Raw genomic sequence first — 17,028 nt, 5'->3', positions numbered from 1 at the left:
CAGAGCGATTTACTTAAAGATGGGTTGAACGCTGTTACTGAACTGAACCGACCAGAATGTTGCTTGGGGCTTCAATGCTGACCCAACGGCCTGTATTGTTGGAGGCCTGACGCTTCAGATAGGTGTAATCGGTTTCCGACCAGTTCTTCACGCCATCAACGAGATTGTCGAGGATGAAGTCGCCGCGATCGGTGCGTACGGTTAAGACGGCATGACCTTCGCCATCAGGCTTGCGAACGACAGTTATCAAAAGATTGGCTGGCGAAATACCAGCTTCCATCAAATCGCGACGCTTCAAAAGAACGTAATCTTCGCAATCGCCGACCGCATCGGGATAAGCCCAGAATTCTTCAACACCATAGATTTCCATATCGGTCAGTGGCTTGATCTTCTGGTTATCATTGCTGTTGACGCTGACAATGAGCTGCCAGAAATCATGATTCATCGTTTCCGGCATTACATTCCGGCTTTTGATGTTACATTCTGCGGGAACTCTTTTGCAAAACTCGTAATGACCGATCGGCTGTGATGTCATTCCACCCGTCTGCATGAAAGGCTCCGCGGCGGCGGCAGGATTTGCACAAAATGCAGCAGTGAAAAGCGCAAGGGCAAAGCCCAAGGATTTCATTTTGTTGACTGCTGCAAACATTCTTAACTCCAACCGACTGCCGATCATTAACAAAACGTTAATGTCGGAGTGGACCATGAGTCAATCACAATGGCGCCACGATCCCGCCATTGTTAATATATGGTTAAAATTTGAACTTTCGCACTTCCGCAATAGTGATGATGTAATTTTCGGCGCTTTTTGTCATATCCTGTTGAAGGCAAGCCATCCGGACAACGCTTTGAACGGCGCTGCCTTGCTCCGTAAATAATTGATATGGCGCGCCTTTTAAAAGTGGCCGTTCTGTGCGGATTGGTTCCTGCCGGAAGGTTTTATACTTGGTGCTCAATCTAATGGATTAGCCTGAAAGCCCTGACGACCGCCGTGTCGTGCTAAAGTTGGCCGATCTTGAAAGTTCAGCCAAAGAATGCACGCATCCTTTGGCTGTTCCGATCAAACCTTATCAATCGACAGAAAGAACATCTCCCGTGCGACGGTCAACACTGACTTCGATATCCCGGCCGCGACGATCAAGGCCTTCAATCACATAGCGCGAGCGTGTTCTTTTCACTTCATCGACGGTCCTCACCCCTTCAGCGCGCGCAATACGAACGGCCTGGCGCTCGCTGATCTCGCGGCGATCCCGGTCTCTGCGGTCGCGCCGGTCCATACGATCCGGCTCAACGATACGCACACCATCGGGGCCCAACTGGATACTTTGCGCGAAAGTCTGTGGCACAGCCGTGAGTGCCACAAGGGATGCCGCACCAATAATAAACAATTTCTTCAACATGATTTTCGTCTCCTCCGATAAACAGTCAATTCCCCAGCTTGCTCAAGGAAACGCTTTATAAGCAATAGCGTTCCCTTGGTTCTGTCTTATCACTGTGGCATCTGCACAGGATTGACTATTCCAGCGCGAAGGAACCAGTCTTGATTTCACCGGCCCTATGATAGGTGTTAATGACCACGCCGGTCGTTGAAGCCTTCGAACCAACCAGTTTCAGTGCGCCGGGCTTGGCCTCCGCGCTGAAAAAGGCTTTGCCTTTGCCCAGCACAATCGGGAAAACCCAAAGGTTCAGCTCATCGATAAGATCATCCGCCAGCAATGCGTGCACGAGCTGGCTGCTGCCTTGAATAAGTATGTCGGCACCATCAGATTGGCGGAGTTTGCGCACTGCTTCGGTTATATTGGGATCAAGTGCGACAGTGTTCTTCCAGGTGAGCGTATCGGGGGAAGAGGTGGCTACATATTTTGTGGCAGCGTTGAATTTGTCACCAATAAGGTCACCCGCTTCGACTCGTGGCCAATGTGCTGCAAAAATATCATATGTTCTGCGGCCAAGCAGAAGATCGAAAGGTGTAGCCATGGCCTTGTCCATGACCTCACCCATGATTTCGTCCCAGTAATGAAATGTCCAGCCGCCATATTTGAAGCCGCCATCCGTGTCCTCCTCGGGGCCGCCTGGCGCCTGCATTATACCGTCGAGTGACAGGAAGGCTGTTGCGATGATCTTTCTCATGTCTGTGTTCCTCACTTTGGGTTGTATGAAACTAGGACGAACAAGCCTTGCCTTTCCCGACATGGGTTTTGATTTTTTTAGCAATAGGATTCCAGGCTGACGTTGCTATGTTCGGCACTTCACATCGCGGCGGAAGTCCGACGGAGACATGCCGGCAATATTGCGAAATGACTTGTTGAAAGCGCTCAACGAACCGAACCCGCTCTCCATAGCCACCTGCAAGACATTGACTTCCTGCCGGAGGAGCATTGCCTGTGCATAGGAAAGCCGTAGCAAAGTGACATAATTATTGAGCGTCATGCCTGTCGATTTCTTGAAAACGCTCATCGCATATTTTGGATGCAGATTGGCCGAGACAGCGATATCGACGGAATCGATATCTTCCAGGAAATTGGCGGATATGAAATCGCACATGCGGCTGACTGCACGCGCCGACTGCTGAATGGACGAAGCTTCGAACGCCCCAACCGGCTTTTCAGGAACCATTCGATAGGGATCGAAGCAGATGCGCTCAATTCGAAGCAATAACTCGCTGACCGCATGCGCTTCTTTGGAGGGGTTGCCGGAACGCGCATAACGAAACCATCGTACAAAATTCTCTTTGTCGGCGGCATCAGTCGCCGATGTGACCAATGTTCGGCCCTGCATCAATTGGCTGGGTACGGTTTCGGGCAGATGCATCCGAAAAAAATGCACAAGCGGCAGATGCGCACCTGCATAGATCGCATCGTCGGATGAATCGTCCATTTGATGGGGTTGTCCACCCCAGAACAGGCACATATCGCCTGCATTGAGGCGAATGGCATGATCATTCATTCGATAATGAACTGTGCCGCTGATGATATAGTTGACTTCTACCTGCGCATGCCAATGAGGCATAGTCATAGTTGCGGGGTGGTTGTAAAACATCTGCAACGAAGTCGGCATTCCCTCGACGCTGCTTGCTCCGGGATGGTAAACCGGCCTTTCCCGCATCTTACTTTCCGCCCAGTTCATGTGTCCTTTTTAGGAGACAGGCGCTCCCTTGCCGCTACTGTAGCCATGTTTGCAAAGAGCGAGCAATTGAAAAGGGAGGAATTTCAATGCGCTTCAAATCTTTTTGCGTGACAGCGATTGTCACGATACTTGGCTTAAGCACCGCGCCGGCATTGGCGCAATCCGGCAATATAACAATTTGGGCATGGGATGTAGCGGCTTCATCCTTGAAGTTGGTACTTGAGGATTTCAACAAGAAGTTTCCCGATATCAAGGTTGACGTTCAGGATTTGGGCAATCAGCAAGTGTTCGACAAGACGCTGGCCGCCTGTGCTGCCGGTGGCGCGGGACTGCCCGATATTGTGCAAGTCGAAAATTTCGAAGCTGAAATTATATGGAACCGCTTTCCCGATTGCTTCAGCAATTTGAAGGATCTGGGCTATACGGCCGATATACAGGCCAAATTTCCGGAGTTTAAACGTACTGAGCTGGAAGTCGGCGATGTCGCTTATGCTATGCCTTGGGATTCTGGGCCGGTGGCGGTTTTCTATCGGCGGGATTTCTATGAAAAGGCCGGTGTTGATCCGGCATCGATCAAGAGCTGGGATGATTTTATCGAGGCGGGTAAAAAAATCGCTGCCGCCAATTCCGGCGTCAGCATGGCGCAAGCCGATTTCAATGGCGATAGCGAATGGTTCCGGATGCTCGCGAATGAGCAAGGTTGTGGATATTTTTCCACGGATGGTCAGTCTATTACGATCAATAGACCGGCATGCGTGGCGGCGCTGGAAAAGGTGAAGGAGATGAAAAGCGCCGGTACGCTGGCAGCCGGCAATTGGAATGAAAAGATTCAGTCCAGCACGGCGGGTACAGTCGCAAGTCAGCTTTACGGCGGCTGGTACGAAGGCACTATTCGCTCCAATTCTCCCAAGCTGGATGGCAAATGGGGTGTTTATCCCATGCCGAGCCTGACTGCTGATGGTCCGCACGCCGCCAATATAGGCGGTTCAGCACTGGCTATCAGCGGCACTTCGGAAAACAAGGAGGCGGCATGGGCGTATCTCAATCATGCCCTTGGGACCAATGAGGGGCAGGTCGCCATGCTCAAAGGATATGGCCTTGTGCCTTCTTTGTTAAGTGCTGCCAGTGATCCTTTCATTTCGCAACCCCAGCCCTATTGGGGCGGGCAGGCGATCTGGTCTGATATTCTGGCTACGCTCCCCAAAATCGTGCCAAGCCGCGGAACGGCGTTCCAGGGGGATGCTGATAATATATTCAAGGCAACCCAGATCAAATACTTCGAAGGTGGATATCCAGATGCAAAGACAGCTCTGGGCGATGCGGCAGCTCAGATTGCATCGGCGACCGGCCTTCCGGTCGCGGAATAATCCTCATCACCGGGCGGGCAGTATGCCTGTCCGGTTGTCTGTCGATTGGCATTCACGCCAAGGGGAGAAATGATGCAGCTGCGAAACCGCGCCGCCTATGGGTTCCTGGCGCCCTATCTCTTGATCTTTGCCATTTTCTGGATATGGCCGATTATCAGTTCGTTCTGGATGTCATTTCAGAACACGCGCGTAAATCCGTGGGTCTTCAACCCCGGCATGAACTGGGGGCGCCTGTTTTCTGATCCGGCGTTTTACAATGCGCTGAAGAATACGATGATCATCCTTGTCATTCAGGTGCCCGTGATGATCACGCTTGCAACTGTTATCGCGGTTCTTCTCAATTCACCGCTCTTGAAAGCCAGAGGCATTTTTCGTTTTGCCTTCTTTGCGCCGGTGGTTGTGGGTGAGGTCGCCTATGCAGCGGTTTTCCGGCTTATGTTCAACCTTGACTTCGGCATCATCAACAAGCTGCTGAACAAGATCGGGATCCCTTCCATATCCTGGTTCGCCGACGCTCCTTTTGCCATGGCCTTGTTGATTATTGCCGTGACCTGGCGCTGGGCGGGATACAACGCCATCATCATTCTCTCCGGTCTTCAATCGATCCCCGAAGATGTTTATGAGGCAGCAACGCTCGACCGGGTAAGCAAGTTCAAGCAGTTCATTTATATTACCTTGCCCCTGCTCAGACCCGTGATTCTGTTTTGCGTGGTTCTGTCGATTATCGGTTCCATGCAGCTTTTCACTGAACCGTTCCTGATCACCAACAGAGGTGGGCCAGGCGGGGGCACTGAAACGCTTGGCCTGTTCCTGTATAGGCAAGGCTTCGCTTCACTGAACTTTGGTTATGCATCGGCCATTGCCTACACAATGGCAGGGCTGGCGATCGTGATTTCACTTTTAAACCTCTGGCTGGGGCGTGAACCAAAATGAGATCACAATCCAAATCCACCTTTATTCGCTCCGTGTCGCTGCATGCCTTGCTTATTCCATTGGCCATTATCTGGTTATTCCCGCTATGGATGATGTTCATCTTCGCGACGATGCCCGATTACGGCATTTTCAGCCCTGGGGTTGAACTTCTGCCTTCAACACATTTTTTCGAGAATGTGAGCAATCTGCAAGCGGACACGAATTTCATCCGTGCCTTGATGATCTCTATCGGCGTCGCGCTTATTTACACGCTCTTGTCGGTTCTGCTGACTTCCATGGCCGGTTGGGCGCTCGCCCGATACCATTTTCTGGGAAAATCCGTCGTGGTCGGCATCATTCTGGGCACGATCACATTGCCCTATTTTGTCGTGGTCATTCCCCAATTCATCATGGTGGCGCGCGAGTTCAAAATGGCGAACACATGGGCCGCGCTCATCGTGCCGCCACTGTTCAACTCGCTTGGCGTTCTTTTCATGCGGCAGTCCTTTTCGATGATGCCGGCAGAATTATTTGACGCTGCCCGTGTTGAAGGCGTCAAGGAATGGCAGATTTTCCTGCGCATCGCATTGCCTTTGGCACGGCCGACGATGGCCGCCCTTGCGATCATTCTCTTTCTTGCGTCATGGAACAATTATCTCTGGCCTTTGCTGATTAATTCACGGCCGAACATGATGACAGCGCCGGTGGCGCTTGGAACCCTGATTGGTCTTACCAAGGTTTCATGGGGCGGTATCATGGCTGGCGCCGTCCTGCTCACCGCGCCAATTCTCGTCATCTTCGTTTTATTGCAGCGCCACTTCATCGCCGGCATAGCCGCTGGCGCAATCAAATAATCGGAGACCGCCGCATGGCTGAACTTGCTCTCAAAAATGTTGTCAAACGTTTCGGTACTTATGAAATTATCCACAATGCCAGCCTTGACGTGGCCGATGGCGAGTTCGTCGTTTTCGTCGGCCCGTCCGGTTGCGGCAAGTCTACCTTGTTGCGCATGATCGCCGGGCTTGAAACCATATCGGGCGGAGAAATCCACATTGGCGGGACAATCGTCAATGATGTGGAGCCTGCTGATCGCGGCATTGCCATGGTCTTTCAATCCTATGCGCTCTACCCGCACATGACGGTCGAAGAGAATTTGGCCTTCGGATTGCGCATGACGGGAAACCCGAAGAAAGATACCGAGCGCCGGGTCCAGCGTGTTGCCGACATTTTGCAGATCAAGGAGTTGTTGAACCGGCGGCCAAGGCAACTTTCCGGCGGTCAGCGTCAGCGTGTTGCCATTGGCCGGGCTATTGTGCGCGAACCGCAAGTGTTTCTGTTCGACGAGCCACTCTCCAACCTCGATGCGGAATTGAGGGTGCAAATGCGTGTTGAGATTGCCCGACTCCATAAGGAACTTGGGGCGACAATGATCTATGTTACCCACGATCAAACGGAAGCGATGACGCTGGCTGACAAGATCGTCGTGCTGCGGGGTGGCAATATTGAGCAGATCGGTGCGCCGCTCGATCTTTATGACAATCCCGCCAACCAGTTTGTGGCCGGTTTTGTCGGCTCGCCCAAGATGAATTTCATGAGCGGAGCGGTCATCGAAGCGCAGGGTCAAACAATTACTGTCGCTCTCTCAAATCAGGGAAATGTACCAATCACCCTGCCGGTTGAAAATTTCGAACCCCGTATCGGCGAGAAAGTGACACTTGGCATCCGTCCTGAACATTTTTTCAAAGCCGGCCAAGGCGATGCAGATCTGACGATCAAGGTCGATGTCGCCGAACATCTTGGCAATACCAGCTACGTCTACGCCAATGTGAGCAGCGGCGAACAAATCATCATCGAACGCGAGGAATCCCGCAATGAAAGCAATCGCGACACTCTCACGATCGCCGTCAGGGCAAGCAACGTCTTCCTGTTCGACACTACCGGCAACAGAATCCGCTAAAAATCGGGCCGTAACTTAGGCACGACTTCGGAAATTCCGTTGCACCCACGATCGCCACTCTGCCTCCGTCAGAATCCGGCGATCTAAGTCCAGCCGCGCCAACTCCCAAGGCAAAACCCGTCAAAAGTCCCAAGGAGGACATATCATGAATGATACAAAGCTGATCCGCTGGGGCATTATCGGCCCAGGCAGCATCGCCAGAACCTTCGCCGATGGCATTGCCCATTCCCACTCCGGTCAACTCATCGCCATAGGTTCGCGTAACCCGGACAACCCTCTGCTTGTGGAGCGTTTCCCAAACGCCCGTATTGTCCACGGCTATGAGGCTCTGTTGAATGAGTCCGACATAGATGCGATCTACATCGCGACGCCCCATACCGGCCATGCGGAGTGGGCGATTAAGGCTCTGCGTGCGGGCAAGCATGTGCTGGTGGAAAAGCCCATAGGCTTGAGCGCCTTCGAGGCGGAAGCCATTTTCCACGAGGCACGAAAGGCAGGCAAGTTTGCCGGCGAAGCGTTTATGTACCGGTTTCATCCACAAACCCGAAGATTGATAGAGCTCATCAAAGAAGGAGCCATTGGCGATCTTCGCATCATCCGGTCAAGTTTCGGGTTCAATATGGGGCGTGTACAACCGGATCATCGCCTCTTTGCAAATGCTACCGCGGGCGGCGGCATACTTGATGTTGGTTGTTATCCGGTCTCTATGGCGCGCCTGATTGCAGGAAGTATAGAAGGGAAGAATTTCCTTGAGCCTGAAGTTCTATTCGGCACAGGCCATCTTGGCGAGACAGGCGTCGATGAATGGGCTTCAGCCATTCTCAAGTTTCCAAATGGCGTGATCGCCGAAGTTTCCTGCTCCATTATGGCCGAGCAGGACAATACGCTTCGCATTATCGGTTCGCGCGGCAGGATTGAAGTCAAGGATTTCTGGTATGCCTCTGGTCAAAAGGGTGGTGTTGGCAAGCTGGAATTGTTCAAGTCCGATGGGACGCATGAAACGATTGAGATAAAAGAGGAACGCTGGCTTTATTCGTTCGAAGTTGATGCGGTAAGCGATGCTATCCATGGGGGACATCAACAATTTGCTGCCCCGGGTATGGAATGGGCTGATTCTATCGGCAATTTGCGGGTGCTTGATCAGTGGCGGGCGGCAATTGGTCTCGAATATACGGCCGAAAAAGCCACTTCTCGCACAAAAACTATTTCTGGTGATGTGCTCAGACCCGGCAACACTGTACCGAAACGGACCATAGCTGGCCTCGAAAAACCTCTATCTGCTGTCGCGCTCGGTTTCGAGTTCTTCCCAAACTTTGCGGCAGGCTCCCTAACCCTTGATGCCTATTACGCAGCCGGGGGAAATCTTTTCGATACGGCCTATATTTATGCCAATGGCAAGACTGAGGCGATTCTGGGTGACTGGCACACCAGTCGAGGCATTCCACGGCAAGAGATTGTCATGATAGGAAAAGGTGCACATTCTCCACTCTGCTATCCAGACATGATTGGCAAGCAATTATCCCGTTCGCTTGACCGGCTCAAAACAGATCATGTCGATATCTATTTCATGCATCGCGACAATATCGATATCCCGGTTGGAGAATTTGTCGATGCGATGGATGCAGAGGTAAAAGCAGGCCGTATTCGCGGACCTTTTGGCGGTTCGAACTGGACCCGCGAGCGGATGAACGAAGCCATCGCCTATGCCGAAAAGAACGGCAAGACAGCGCCAGCGGCATTGTCCAATAATTTTTCCCTCGCTGAAATGCTTGTGCCGATATGGGATGGTTGTGTAGCAGCATCGGATGATACATGGAAAAATTGGCTTGATGCCACGCAGATTCCCAATTTCGCCTGGTCCAGCCAGGGACGCGGCTTTTTCACAGAGCGGGCAGGGCGCGACAAGCGTGATGACGAAGAGCTTGTGCGGGTGTGGTATTCTGAAAAGAATTTCGACCGACGTGAAAGGGCATATGAGCTGGCCAAAAAGCTTGGTCGCAGCCCTATCCACATAGCGCTCGCCTATGTGCTTGCACAACCCTTTCCCGTTATCCCATTGATCGGACCCCGCAATCTCGATGAACTCGAAGACAGCCTGTCGGCGCTCAATATAGAATTGACGCCGGAAGAGGTTAAATGGCTTGAAGGATAGTGTTTATCGGGTACCTCGGCCGGATGGTAGTTGATTGCCGTCCGGCCGAGCTGACGCATGACAACAAGCAACCCTGTTGCGGATCAATCGTCCAAACTCGGTTAAGACATCAGCAGGTAACAAAAAAGCCCGGATAAACCGGGCCTTTTGAGTGTTTCCAACAGGTCATGGGACCTGTCTGAAAAGAGAATTGGTGCCAGAAGAGGCATCATATACATCAATTAACTATCTGATTTAAAGCAATTAATTTGAAAAAATTATTTACAATGCCAACAAAAATACCAGCAAATAAGATGGGCACAGAGCTATTACCCTGTTGCGGCTTGAATGATTTTAATTGAGTTGGTTGAAATAGGGAATACACAAGAGATTCCACCGGGAGACAAATAGGTTGCAAATCAAATATGACCACAAAGTTGAAATCGACATTTCGCCTTTTTCGGCATTGGTGGGGGAGGATGTTGCCAACTTCATCTTCAATCATGCGCCCCGAAAAGTTGCGACCCGTGTTGCACGCGCGCTTGAACATTATGAGCGTTCGAAAAAACTCGACGGAGTAGACGAGGAAATGGGCGCTATCCGTCTGATCGCGGGTGAGGAGGAGCTTGTCGTTGCAATTTTTGAGTGGCTTAAACTTAAGGCGGACAATTTTCCCGAGCACAAGGATTTTGTCCGGAAGTTCAAAAACCATATCGTTAAACTTGCTTTCTATCCTATTCTTCTCCAGTTCCGATTTGTAATTTCAGACATGCTTAAGGACGGCTTCACGCTTGAGGGCCTAGAAGGTGTGATAAACTTCAACGCGAAGCCGGTTGTGGACGGTAAGCAAATCAAATTGGCGCTAATCGGCGCAAATGGTGAAGAGCTTTTAAGAAGCGACCCTTTCGCGATTGTTATCTCGCGTGATGACGTGCGCGCAAAGGATACTGCGAAAATGTTACTCGCCGATTTAAGCCGGACGATCAAGCAGCAGCACACAGCGACTTTACGTGAATTTCTTACCGCACGCGCCGAATTCCGGAACCATCTCCTCTATGCCACCGATGCCGGCTCAGCAAGCATGGAAGACAAGCTCGCTGATCTGCGGAAATATTTTGAGCAGGCATATCACGACCTTTTGTGGGTCTTGGCTTTGATCATCGGCGGGACGCCGCCCAGCAAAGAGTGGGGCATTGCAAGTCAGTTTATCGAAGTCTATCGGCTGGCATTGATCGAGTCCGGAATCTTGAAAGCTGACAACACCGTTGCGGAGCCTTCCGTGGATAGCATAATTCTTTCAAAGTGCTAGGGCTTTAATCGTTAATCGAGGTGGCGCATCCAAAGTTTCAGGGCACCCCGGGTCGGGGGCACTCCGACAGCCATTTTGGTTGCGCTCGGGCAATGTCGGAGTAATTTGCAATGCGAATCCCTGTTCTCCGCCTGAGCAAAATGGTCGCTTGTCAAGGTTTTTAGTAGATTCTTTAGATGCTATATGCATACTACAAAAAGCTGAAACCTTGTAACTCCTTGATTCTAAACAGATTCCAAGCATTGGATTATGGGAATTACCGAGTCACATCAACAGTTTAGCGACCAAAACGCAGGGAGCGGAGCCATGGAACTGAAGCGCATCAATGATTCGGTTCAACGAAATCAGCCTAAGCCAGGCCAATACCAGATTCAAAACTTCGATACCCGGATTTCAACAGAAACCGCTGAGGCCTTGAAACAAGTCGATGCCAATATTCGATTGGCAGAAAAAATGGCAGGTCAACTGCTTGTTTCCTAGTAAAGGGCGGCCCAAGATAGAAGCCGCCGTTTAATGGCCATAACCGCAGTTCTGTTGGACGCAGATGGTTGGGCGCAACTAACGAACCTATTAAATCAAGATCAAGCAAATCCATATTTAACGCCAAACTTAATCCGGCAGTTGCGCGACGTTGGCGCAAACTCATTCTTGATGGAAGATGAGTATATTGACCGCGATTTTACGGACGCATTTTCTTCCTACTACTCGCGGCTTTTTAAACGCCACAGCAAGATTTGTAAGCGCATTCACTTCTTCAAATGCAGTCTTGCAGACATCTTCAACCAGCCCACAACCTCACAGCTTGCAATTGCATTGCACGCATGTGGACCACATTACATTGGGTATATTGTTCTTCGACCAGTCCATCAGGCTCCGATTGCGAGTGCTATCTTACAGCCACCTCCGCCTCCGGTAGGAAACGAACAACACTCATTAGTGAAGGGCCGGTATTATGTCCACGTCCTCGGAGCTGAGCTGTTTATCGAGGCATTACCGATGACGCAGCAGGACCAGAGGATCGGCGCGTGTGCTCAGGCGGCAATTTGGTCTGCTGCTCGTCACTTTCACGTCCGACATCGTGGAGCTTGGGTTTCGATGGTTGGCGTTACCGACGCTGCCATGGCGCAGGAAGTGTTCACGGTTAGCTCGACACTTCCCAATGGCTCGGAATTTCTCAGCCTTAGCGGAATGGTTTCTGCCCTGCGAATTTCAGGTCGCAAGCCTCTAATCTACATGGGTACTGGACCGGGGCAAGCAAATTGGCAGGGCATCAGGCCTGCGGATGTAATAAATCGTTACGTTGATTCAGGTATCCCCGTAATTGTAGGATTGGGTGGAGAGGGGTCGATTGGCCACGCTGTTATAGCTTCGGGGCAAGTTTTCTCGCAACAGGTGCCGCAGAACCTGCCGCCGCGTCCAACTCGGGCAGCGTTCTGCTCAGCTTTTTATATCAATGACGATCAACGAGGTCCCAATCTTCGTATGGCAGTAGTGGCTGGTGACGCTGTTGGTGAAACACCCTACACGGTTGAGCAAAACGTTCAATTTCTCATAATTCCTCTCCCCGACAAAGTTTTTCTTCCGGCTGAAAAAGCTGAGCTCTTTGCTTGGGATTTGCTCGGCAAATATGTGGCAACTTGGCAAGATGTAAAGGCAATTCCAGGAGTTCAATTAGGAACTTCCGAAGAATTGGGCGATGAGTTTGTACTATGCCACGATACGGGTACTGTAGTGGCTCGGACTTATCTCACTTATGGCTGGAAATACAAACACAGAATGCTCCGGAACAGGCTAACAAACGCTACGCATGAACTGCTCAACGAAACTGATCTACCTCGATATGTCTGGGTCACTGAATTTGGAACTATTGCCTCTTTTAGCCCAGCCCAACTATACGATCGAAGAATATTTGCACATTGTGTAGTAGACGCAACAGCGAAAAATATGGGTGAAGATAGCTGTCTGTTCTTCCATGCTCCAGGTATGGCCGTCAGACGCATACACAGCGATTCCGATCCATACGGGCCATACGTTCAGTCTACCCACATACTTGCTGATGATCGGTCCTATTATCCGAAGCTTCGCGGGAATGTCGACTTCGCGGGCTACTAGCGTCGATGGGCGACAGCCTTTCGAGGAACCGGAGTGCGGCTAATTTGAACTTTTGCTGTAGCGGCGTTTTGGCCGGCGACGGCTCTCGGGCATGTTCAGGTCAGCACGAACACCAAACACGGGATTATTGTAACTTAGAATGCGCGGGGGGACGGGAAGCAAACCCCAGTGTTGTCCAAATTGTTGAGGGGTCATTACCCGCGTTTGCAGGGATTTAGTTGGCTCGGCCAGCCTGGCACTATACAGATTTCGTATGAGCCTGTAGTCCATTGTAAGAAAGCAAAAACAAGCGTGAATTTCTGCTGTTCGAATGTGCCATGCATCTTGGCTGTTTTTTTGACCTAGTTGTTTAACCAATGCTTGATAGCGCGCATCAGTGGATTGGCTCAGCCGCTCGCGCTGTTGCTCCGCCGCGCTGGGGAGTCCCCAACTACTTGGACCCATTGTTGGGAAGGCTAGTTCGCCAATGCTTTCCATGGGAACATCTCGAAAAACATTGAAATCCGAGTAGCCATATCCGCTAAACATCCCAGAAGGCTTACTGAGCCGCTCATTTTGAAGCTCCCCCGAAGTCTTTAATTCCAGCTGCCCCCTTTTTGCCAAGTATGCAATTCCTGGCAGATACTGGACGTTCCCATAGTCCACGGAGTTGTCGTCATGAGCGTGGACGGGAATTCTTGCGGAGTAGCCAGTCGGGACATCGATGTCACCCCACTTTTTCTCACCAGTAGAGACCCACGCTGTTTCATGTGTAATGCCGTGTTGAAGCACGCTGTTGTCCACTAATACGCGGACAGGTTTTTTACCCTTTAGTTTCAAGCGAGTTTGCAATGTAGAAAGATTGATAAGGGCAGTTGCAAGCCGGGGACCATACTTAAACCGCAAGCGTTCTTTGTAATCATCCCAGTTTTTGACGTGCATTCCCGTATCCTTGTGGCATCAGTACCAAGTGGTCCAAGTCAATAACTCCCGCTTCCATATCATTTAATATCATCGGGCCGAACCTTTTTGACCCATTTTAAAATGCCCAAATCATTAAAACAAACAGCAATCGTATTTTAACCCCCTCCCTGAAATGTCATCATTGGAGTGAGTTTGGAATGTTAGCATTTGTTAGCATTCTGGAGGCGCTGGAATGTTCCATCTGTTCATATAATTTCGTCGCTTCCGATTGAACATAAACCCCGCTAGCCTCCGTTTAAAGCCATGCAGCCAGTAATTGCAATGACGTGTTGAATGTCAGGTTTTGTAAGGTTCCCGTTAGTAACCGCCTCTCTGTATTTCCTCTGTTTTAACAGAGAAAAGGGGCCGATCCATTCACTAGATCAATTCTCGCCGCTGGCTGTATTTAGGCTGTATTATCTGCCAATGCCTTCCCTTTGGATGAGCCCTCTGTAAGTCCCGCAAGAGCTGACGAGTCGTGCGTGCGCGCGGGCATCACAATCGGGTCGCAGTTAACTTAACTGGACAACTGGCGAGAAAATTGCGCTACTTCAGTGGGGCTATTTATCAGGGGGATTCATGGAGTATCTGGCAGCGCTACCGAACATAGCTATTTACGCAATTGTGGGAGCGGCCTGTGGGGGAGTGGGCGTTTTGGCTGGCATTCCACTTACCCATAAAGGTGTAAAGAGTGGCTTGATATTGATTGCTTGCGTTTGCTCACCCCAAATAACCAAATACCTCGTCCTGCCTCAGGTTAATGTCTATCGCACCGTCACCGAGATGAACAAAACAATGCCGAAACAGATAGATAATGTCACTACGTTGAATTCTGTCAGTTATTCAAACGGATCGTTTTTCTATCATTTCGCTATTGATGACAGTGTACCGGCAGATGCAGATATCAATGAGGTGAAGACTTCGGGGCTGGTTGGAATGTGCAATACCTGGAGAAGTTCATTTTCGTCGAAAGAGCTTTCTTCTGTAGTCTATGAATATACAATCCACGGAAGTAAGCGTTCTTTCTCCATCACACCAAGCGATTGCAATTAACCGCCACTCGTTTTCAGACAAGATTGGGCTAGGCATGTTCCAATAGTCAGAAGCACGCCTTGCTATTTCATATTTTTAGGATTGGCGAGCCGTACGCCTGCCCCGCCGCCGTTTTCTGCAATAAATGTTATGCCTGCCTGTTCCAAAGTTAAGCGTATTAGCTTGCGGTTGGATCCACGCATCTCCCCCCCTTTTTCGAATGCTCGTATCGAGACTGGACTAATCGAAACCCGTTCTGCCAAATCCGCTTGCGTCCAGTTTAGGAGCGCACGGGCCGCCCTGCATTGTTCCGATGTAATCATAACTTTCCTTTTTCGTAAGTTTTAGCTTGCAAGTTTCAAATTCATAACTTATGTTTTTAGAAAGATAGCATTTATAAACAAAAGTTACAACGAAGGAGCCCCACTATGGGACAACATGTACAGGTTGATAACACTAACTCCACTAAAATGGATCGCCGCTCGCTACTGCGGTGTGCGATCGCGTCCACTATCCCGGCAACCCTTGTCGCGGCTAATGCACACGCTACGCCCGTTACTACAGAGCTGCCAGTTGATCGGGTCAGCCGTTTAGGATGGGGGTTGGCAGAGGCCCTCAATGATTATTGCAATGGGTCGATGCATGCCGTTATTCACCCTACCAACTCTAAAGGTGAATGGTCAGTTGGATTTATCGCCTCGCACCTTGAGTTGCGCCCCGAAAAACAAGCGGAGGTCGCTGCGATGAACCTCAAGGCTGCGATGGAGAAACTCGCTCCTGGTAATTATGATTTTAAAATCACACCAGAGGCAGGCACAGCCGTTGTCGTGCGGAGGGATGCATAATGGCCCTCAAGGTAACTGCACGCAAAAGCGCCCCATTCTATGAAATCCATGCCCCGACAGATAAGTGCAATCAAATTACCTCAACATTGCATGTGTGTGCCTACGCGTTGCGGCTGGGGGTCAACTCGGGAGGAATAGCCGAAGATATTTTAAGCGACATCGCAGAAACGATTCACCACGCCATAGTTGCAAGCGAAGAAGTTTCAAAGTTTGTAAGCGATTTCTCAGACCTTCAGATTAAAGAGTATATAGCATCCTCAAAGCAGGAGGCGGCATAGTGCACGAACTTATCGTAATCGCTCCAGTCGTGCAGGCCAAGCTTAAAGCGTGGTACAATTGGCTCGTACGCACGATGTGCGACTGGACCCCTCGCGCTGTAGATGCGTGAGTTGTCATTTTGCATGCGGATGCGATTTCCATTCAGTGTCCGTCATAACGCTGGCCTCTAAAGTGATACCGTCATCAAAAAGGCCAGCGTGTTTCGCAAGAAGTTCTCGGGTTGCAATAACTGCCTTTTGGCGGTCCTCACATCTACGGTGAAATACTTGGATGACATCGCTGGAATGCGCGCCTGTAGAACGCCAAACCTCTACGACAGCGTACCAAACGCCGTTACCACTCTCTCGGCGCTTTAACAGCTCCAATTGATCTTCACCCATCTTCGCTAAAGCCTCATAGAGGTGCCGATAATCTGGGTCATTGGAGAAACGTTGGCGTACTTCGTACAGGAAGCCTTTTAAGCTTGGCGGTTTTAAATCTTCAATTTCGTTGGCGATTTTCCAAAATTCTGCCGAGGCTTTTTCAATGGCGTTCTTGGCATCATAAGTAAGGGGCGGTCGGCGCCCGGCTACGCCCTTTGCGTCCTTTAAACGGTCGCCTTTAACTTTGGGCCAAATGTCCTTGGCAACACGGTCGATATGGACGCGAGTCGGTTTCCATCGATATTTTTCTTCTACGCGTTTTTTGTCTAGACGAGGTTGTAGCGCTACAACCGTGGAAGACGTTGCTGTTCGCTGCGAGGCAACATCCATGAATGCGGCCATCGCTTCGCGGAGGTGTGCAGAAACCACTCCAGCTTTGTCGAACGCCCAAATTGAGCCGCTAGCGCTGTGTATTTCCACCGCTTTCCCATCCACATTTTCCAGCAAGACATCCATGACTTTTTGGGAGGAGTTTGCAAACTGAGGGAGCGCGTCGGTTCCTCGAACAAGCCCATCTATAAGCCTCTGTGAGAGGCGCAAGGGCTCTGAACCCTCTGGAAAAAGGAAATAACGTACCGACAAAGACATGCCCCA

The 17,028-nt window shown here is 50.6% G+C and carries 19 protein-coding genes; 12 read left to right on the top strand and 7 right to left on the bottom strand.

What is annotated here, in order from left to right; all coding sequences use genetic code 11:
* Positions 1–34: 34 nt before the first annotated feature.
* On the bottom strand, positions 35–649 hold the full coding sequence (locus ACTJI9_RS11290; RefSeq protein WP_115054572.1) for a transglutaminase-like cysteine peptidase: 615 nt from the start codon (positions 647–649) through the stop codon (positions 35–37).
* Between ACTJI9_RS11290 and ACTJI9_RS11285 the strand changes: the two genes are divergently transcribed.
* The gene (locus ACTJI9_RS11285; protein WP_336440506.1) at positions 549–878 is read left to right on the top strand and encodes a hypothetical protein; all 330 of its coding nucleotides are present in this window, start codon (positions 549–551) and stop codon (positions 876–878) included. The two genes, ACTJI9_RS11290 and ACTJI9_RS11285, sit on opposite strands and share 101 nt — an antisense overlap.
* A gap of 192 nt (positions 879–1,070) precedes the next feature.
* On the opposite strand, the gene ACTJI9_RS11280 is transcribed toward ACTJI9_RS11285, so the two are convergent.
* The 3 genes from ACTJI9_RS11280 to ACTJI9_RS11270 all read right to left on the bottom strand — a co-directional run bounded on the left by ACTJI9_RS11280 (position 1,071) and on the right by ACTJI9_RS11270 (position 3,126).
* Positions 1,071–1,400 carry a PepSY domain-containing protein gene (locus ACTJI9_RS11280; RefSeq protein WP_440808056.1) on the bottom strand — a complete coding sequence of 110 codons (330 nt, stop codon included), beginning with the start codon at positions 1,398–1,400 and terminating at the stop codon, positions 1,071–1,073.
* 115 nt (positions 1,401–1,515) lie between these two features.
* Positions 1,516–2,130 (bottom strand): dihydrofolate reductase family protein, encoded by a 615-nt coding sequence (locus ACTJI9_RS11275; RefSeq protein WP_354343026.1) that lies wholly within the window; start codon positions 2,128–2,130, stop codon positions 1,516–1,518.
* A gap of 105 nt (positions 2,131–2,235) precedes the next feature.
* Entirely contained in the window at positions 2,236–3,126 is an 891-nt protein-coding gene (locus ACTJI9_RS11270) for a helix-turn-helix domain-containing protein (RefSeq protein WP_440808053.1), read from the bottom strand.
* A gap of 86 nt (positions 3,127–3,212) precedes the next feature.
* Here ACTJI9_RS11270 and ACTJI9_RS11265 point away from each other — a divergent pair, with 86 nt between their 5' ends.
* The 8 genes from ACTJI9_RS11265 (at position 3,213) to ACTJI9_RS11230 (ending at position 12,914) form a co-directional block, all read left to right on the top strand.
* Complete coding sequence (locus ACTJI9_RS11265) at positions 3,213–4,493, top strand: ABC transporter substrate-binding protein (RefSeq protein WP_337354114.1); 1,281 nt, start codon at positions 3,213–3,215, stop codon at positions 4,491–4,493.
* A gap of 72 nt (positions 4,494–4,565) precedes the next feature.
* Positions 4,566–5,426: a carbohydrate ABC transporter permease gene (locus ACTJI9_RS11260; RefSeq protein WP_337354113.1), complete on the top strand. Its 861-nt coding sequence runs from the start codon at positions 4,566–4,568 to the stop codon at positions 5,424–5,426.
* Positions 5,423–6,259, top strand: a complete 837-nt coding sequence (locus tag ACTJI9_RS11255) for a carbohydrate ABC transporter permease (RefSeq protein ID WP_440808050.1) — start codon at positions 5,423–5,425, stop codon at positions 6,257–6,259. The genes ACTJI9_RS11260 and ACTJI9_RS11255 overlap by 4 nt, the downstream gene beginning before the upstream one ends.
* A 14-nt stretch (positions 6,260–6,273) precedes the next feature.
* Complete coding sequence (locus ACTJI9_RS11250) at positions 6,274–7,362, top strand: ABC transporter ATP-binding protein (RefSeq protein WP_440808048.1); 1,089 nt, start codon at positions 6,274–6,276, stop codon at positions 7,360–7,362.
* A 145-nt stretch (positions 7,363–7,507) separates the two neighbouring features.
* Entirely contained in the window at positions 7,508–9,514 is a 2,007-nt protein-coding gene (locus ACTJI9_RS11245; protein WP_440808046.1) for an aldo/keto reductase, read from the top strand.
* Between the two features lie 391 nt (positions 9,515–9,905).
* Positions 9,906–10,802: a hypothetical protein gene (locus ACTJI9_RS11240; RefSeq protein WP_440808044.1), complete on the top strand. Its 897-nt coding sequence runs from the start codon at positions 9,906–9,908 to the stop codon at positions 10,800–10,802.
* Positions 10,803–11,108: 306 nt separating this feature from the next.
* Complete coding sequence (locus ACTJI9_RS11235) at positions 11,109–11,282, top strand: hypothetical protein (RefSeq protein WP_440808041.1); 174 nt, start codon at positions 11,109–11,111, stop codon at positions 11,280–11,282.
* A gap of 33 nt (positions 11,283–11,315) precedes the next feature.
* Positions 11,316–12,914, top strand: a complete 1,599-nt coding sequence (locus ACTJI9_RS11230; protein ID WP_440808039.1) for a hypothetical protein — start codon at positions 11,316–11,318, stop codon at positions 12,912–12,914.
* Positions 12,915–12,953: 39 nt separating this feature from the next.
* Here ACTJI9_RS11230 and ACTJI9_RS11225 read toward each other — a convergent pair whose 3' ends face one another.
* Positions 12,954–13,835, bottom strand: coding sequence for a hypothetical protein (locus ACTJI9_RS11225; RefSeq protein ID WP_440808036.1), 882 nt, complete (start codon positions 13,833–13,835; stop codon positions 12,954–12,956).
* 600 nt (positions 13,836–14,435) lie between these two features.
* On the opposite strand from ACTJI9_RS11225, the gene ACTJI9_RS11220 reads away from it, so the two are divergent.
* Complete coding sequence (locus ACTJI9_RS11220) at positions 14,436–14,909, top strand: hypothetical protein (protein ID WP_440808034.1); 474 nt, start codon at positions 14,436–14,438, stop codon at positions 14,907–14,909.
* 62 nt (positions 14,910–14,971) lie between these two features.
* Here ACTJI9_RS11220 and ACTJI9_RS11215 read toward each other — a convergent pair whose 3' ends face one another.
* Positions 14,972–15,211, bottom strand: a complete 240-nt coding sequence (locus ACTJI9_RS11215; RefSeq protein WP_440808031.1) for a helix-turn-helix domain-containing protein — start codon at positions 15,209–15,211, stop codon at positions 14,972–14,974.
* Positions 15,212–15,316: 105 nt separating this feature from the next.
* Here ACTJI9_RS11215 and ACTJI9_RS11210 point away from each other — a divergent pair, with 105 nt between their 5' ends.
* Both ACTJI9_RS11210 and ACTJI9_RS11205 read left to right on the top strand, forming a co-directional pair.
* Positions 15,317–15,733 (top strand): hypothetical protein, encoded by a 417-nt coding sequence (locus tag ACTJI9_RS11210; protein WP_440808029.1) that lies wholly within the window; start codon positions 15,317–15,319, stop codon positions 15,731–15,733.
* The gene (locus tag ACTJI9_RS11205) at positions 15,733–16,011 is read left to right on the top strand and encodes a hypothetical protein (protein WP_440808026.1); all 279 of its coding nucleotides are present in this window, start codon (positions 15,733–15,735) and stop codon (positions 16,009–16,011) included. The genes ACTJI9_RS11210 and ACTJI9_RS11205 overlap by 1 nt, the downstream gene beginning before the upstream one ends.
* A gap of 114 nt (positions 16,012–16,125) precedes the next feature.
* On the opposite strand, the gene ACTJI9_RS11200 is transcribed toward ACTJI9_RS11205, so the two are convergent.
* Positions 16,126–17,022, bottom strand: a complete 897-nt coding sequence (locus ACTJI9_RS11200; protein ID WP_440808023.1) for a hypothetical protein — start codon at positions 17,020–17,022, stop codon at positions 16,126–16,128.
* Positions 17,023–17,028 lie beyond the last annotated feature (6 nt).

This window comes from Phyllobacterium sp. 22552 (assembly GCF_052044585.1).
GTDB lineage: Bacteria > Pseudomonadota > Alphaproteobacteria > Rhizobiales > Rhizobiaceae > Phyllobacterium > Phyllobacterium ifriqiyense.
The sequence above is the reverse complement of the archived record's forward strand: the minus strand, read 5'-3'. Positions and strand labels throughout refer to the sequence as shown.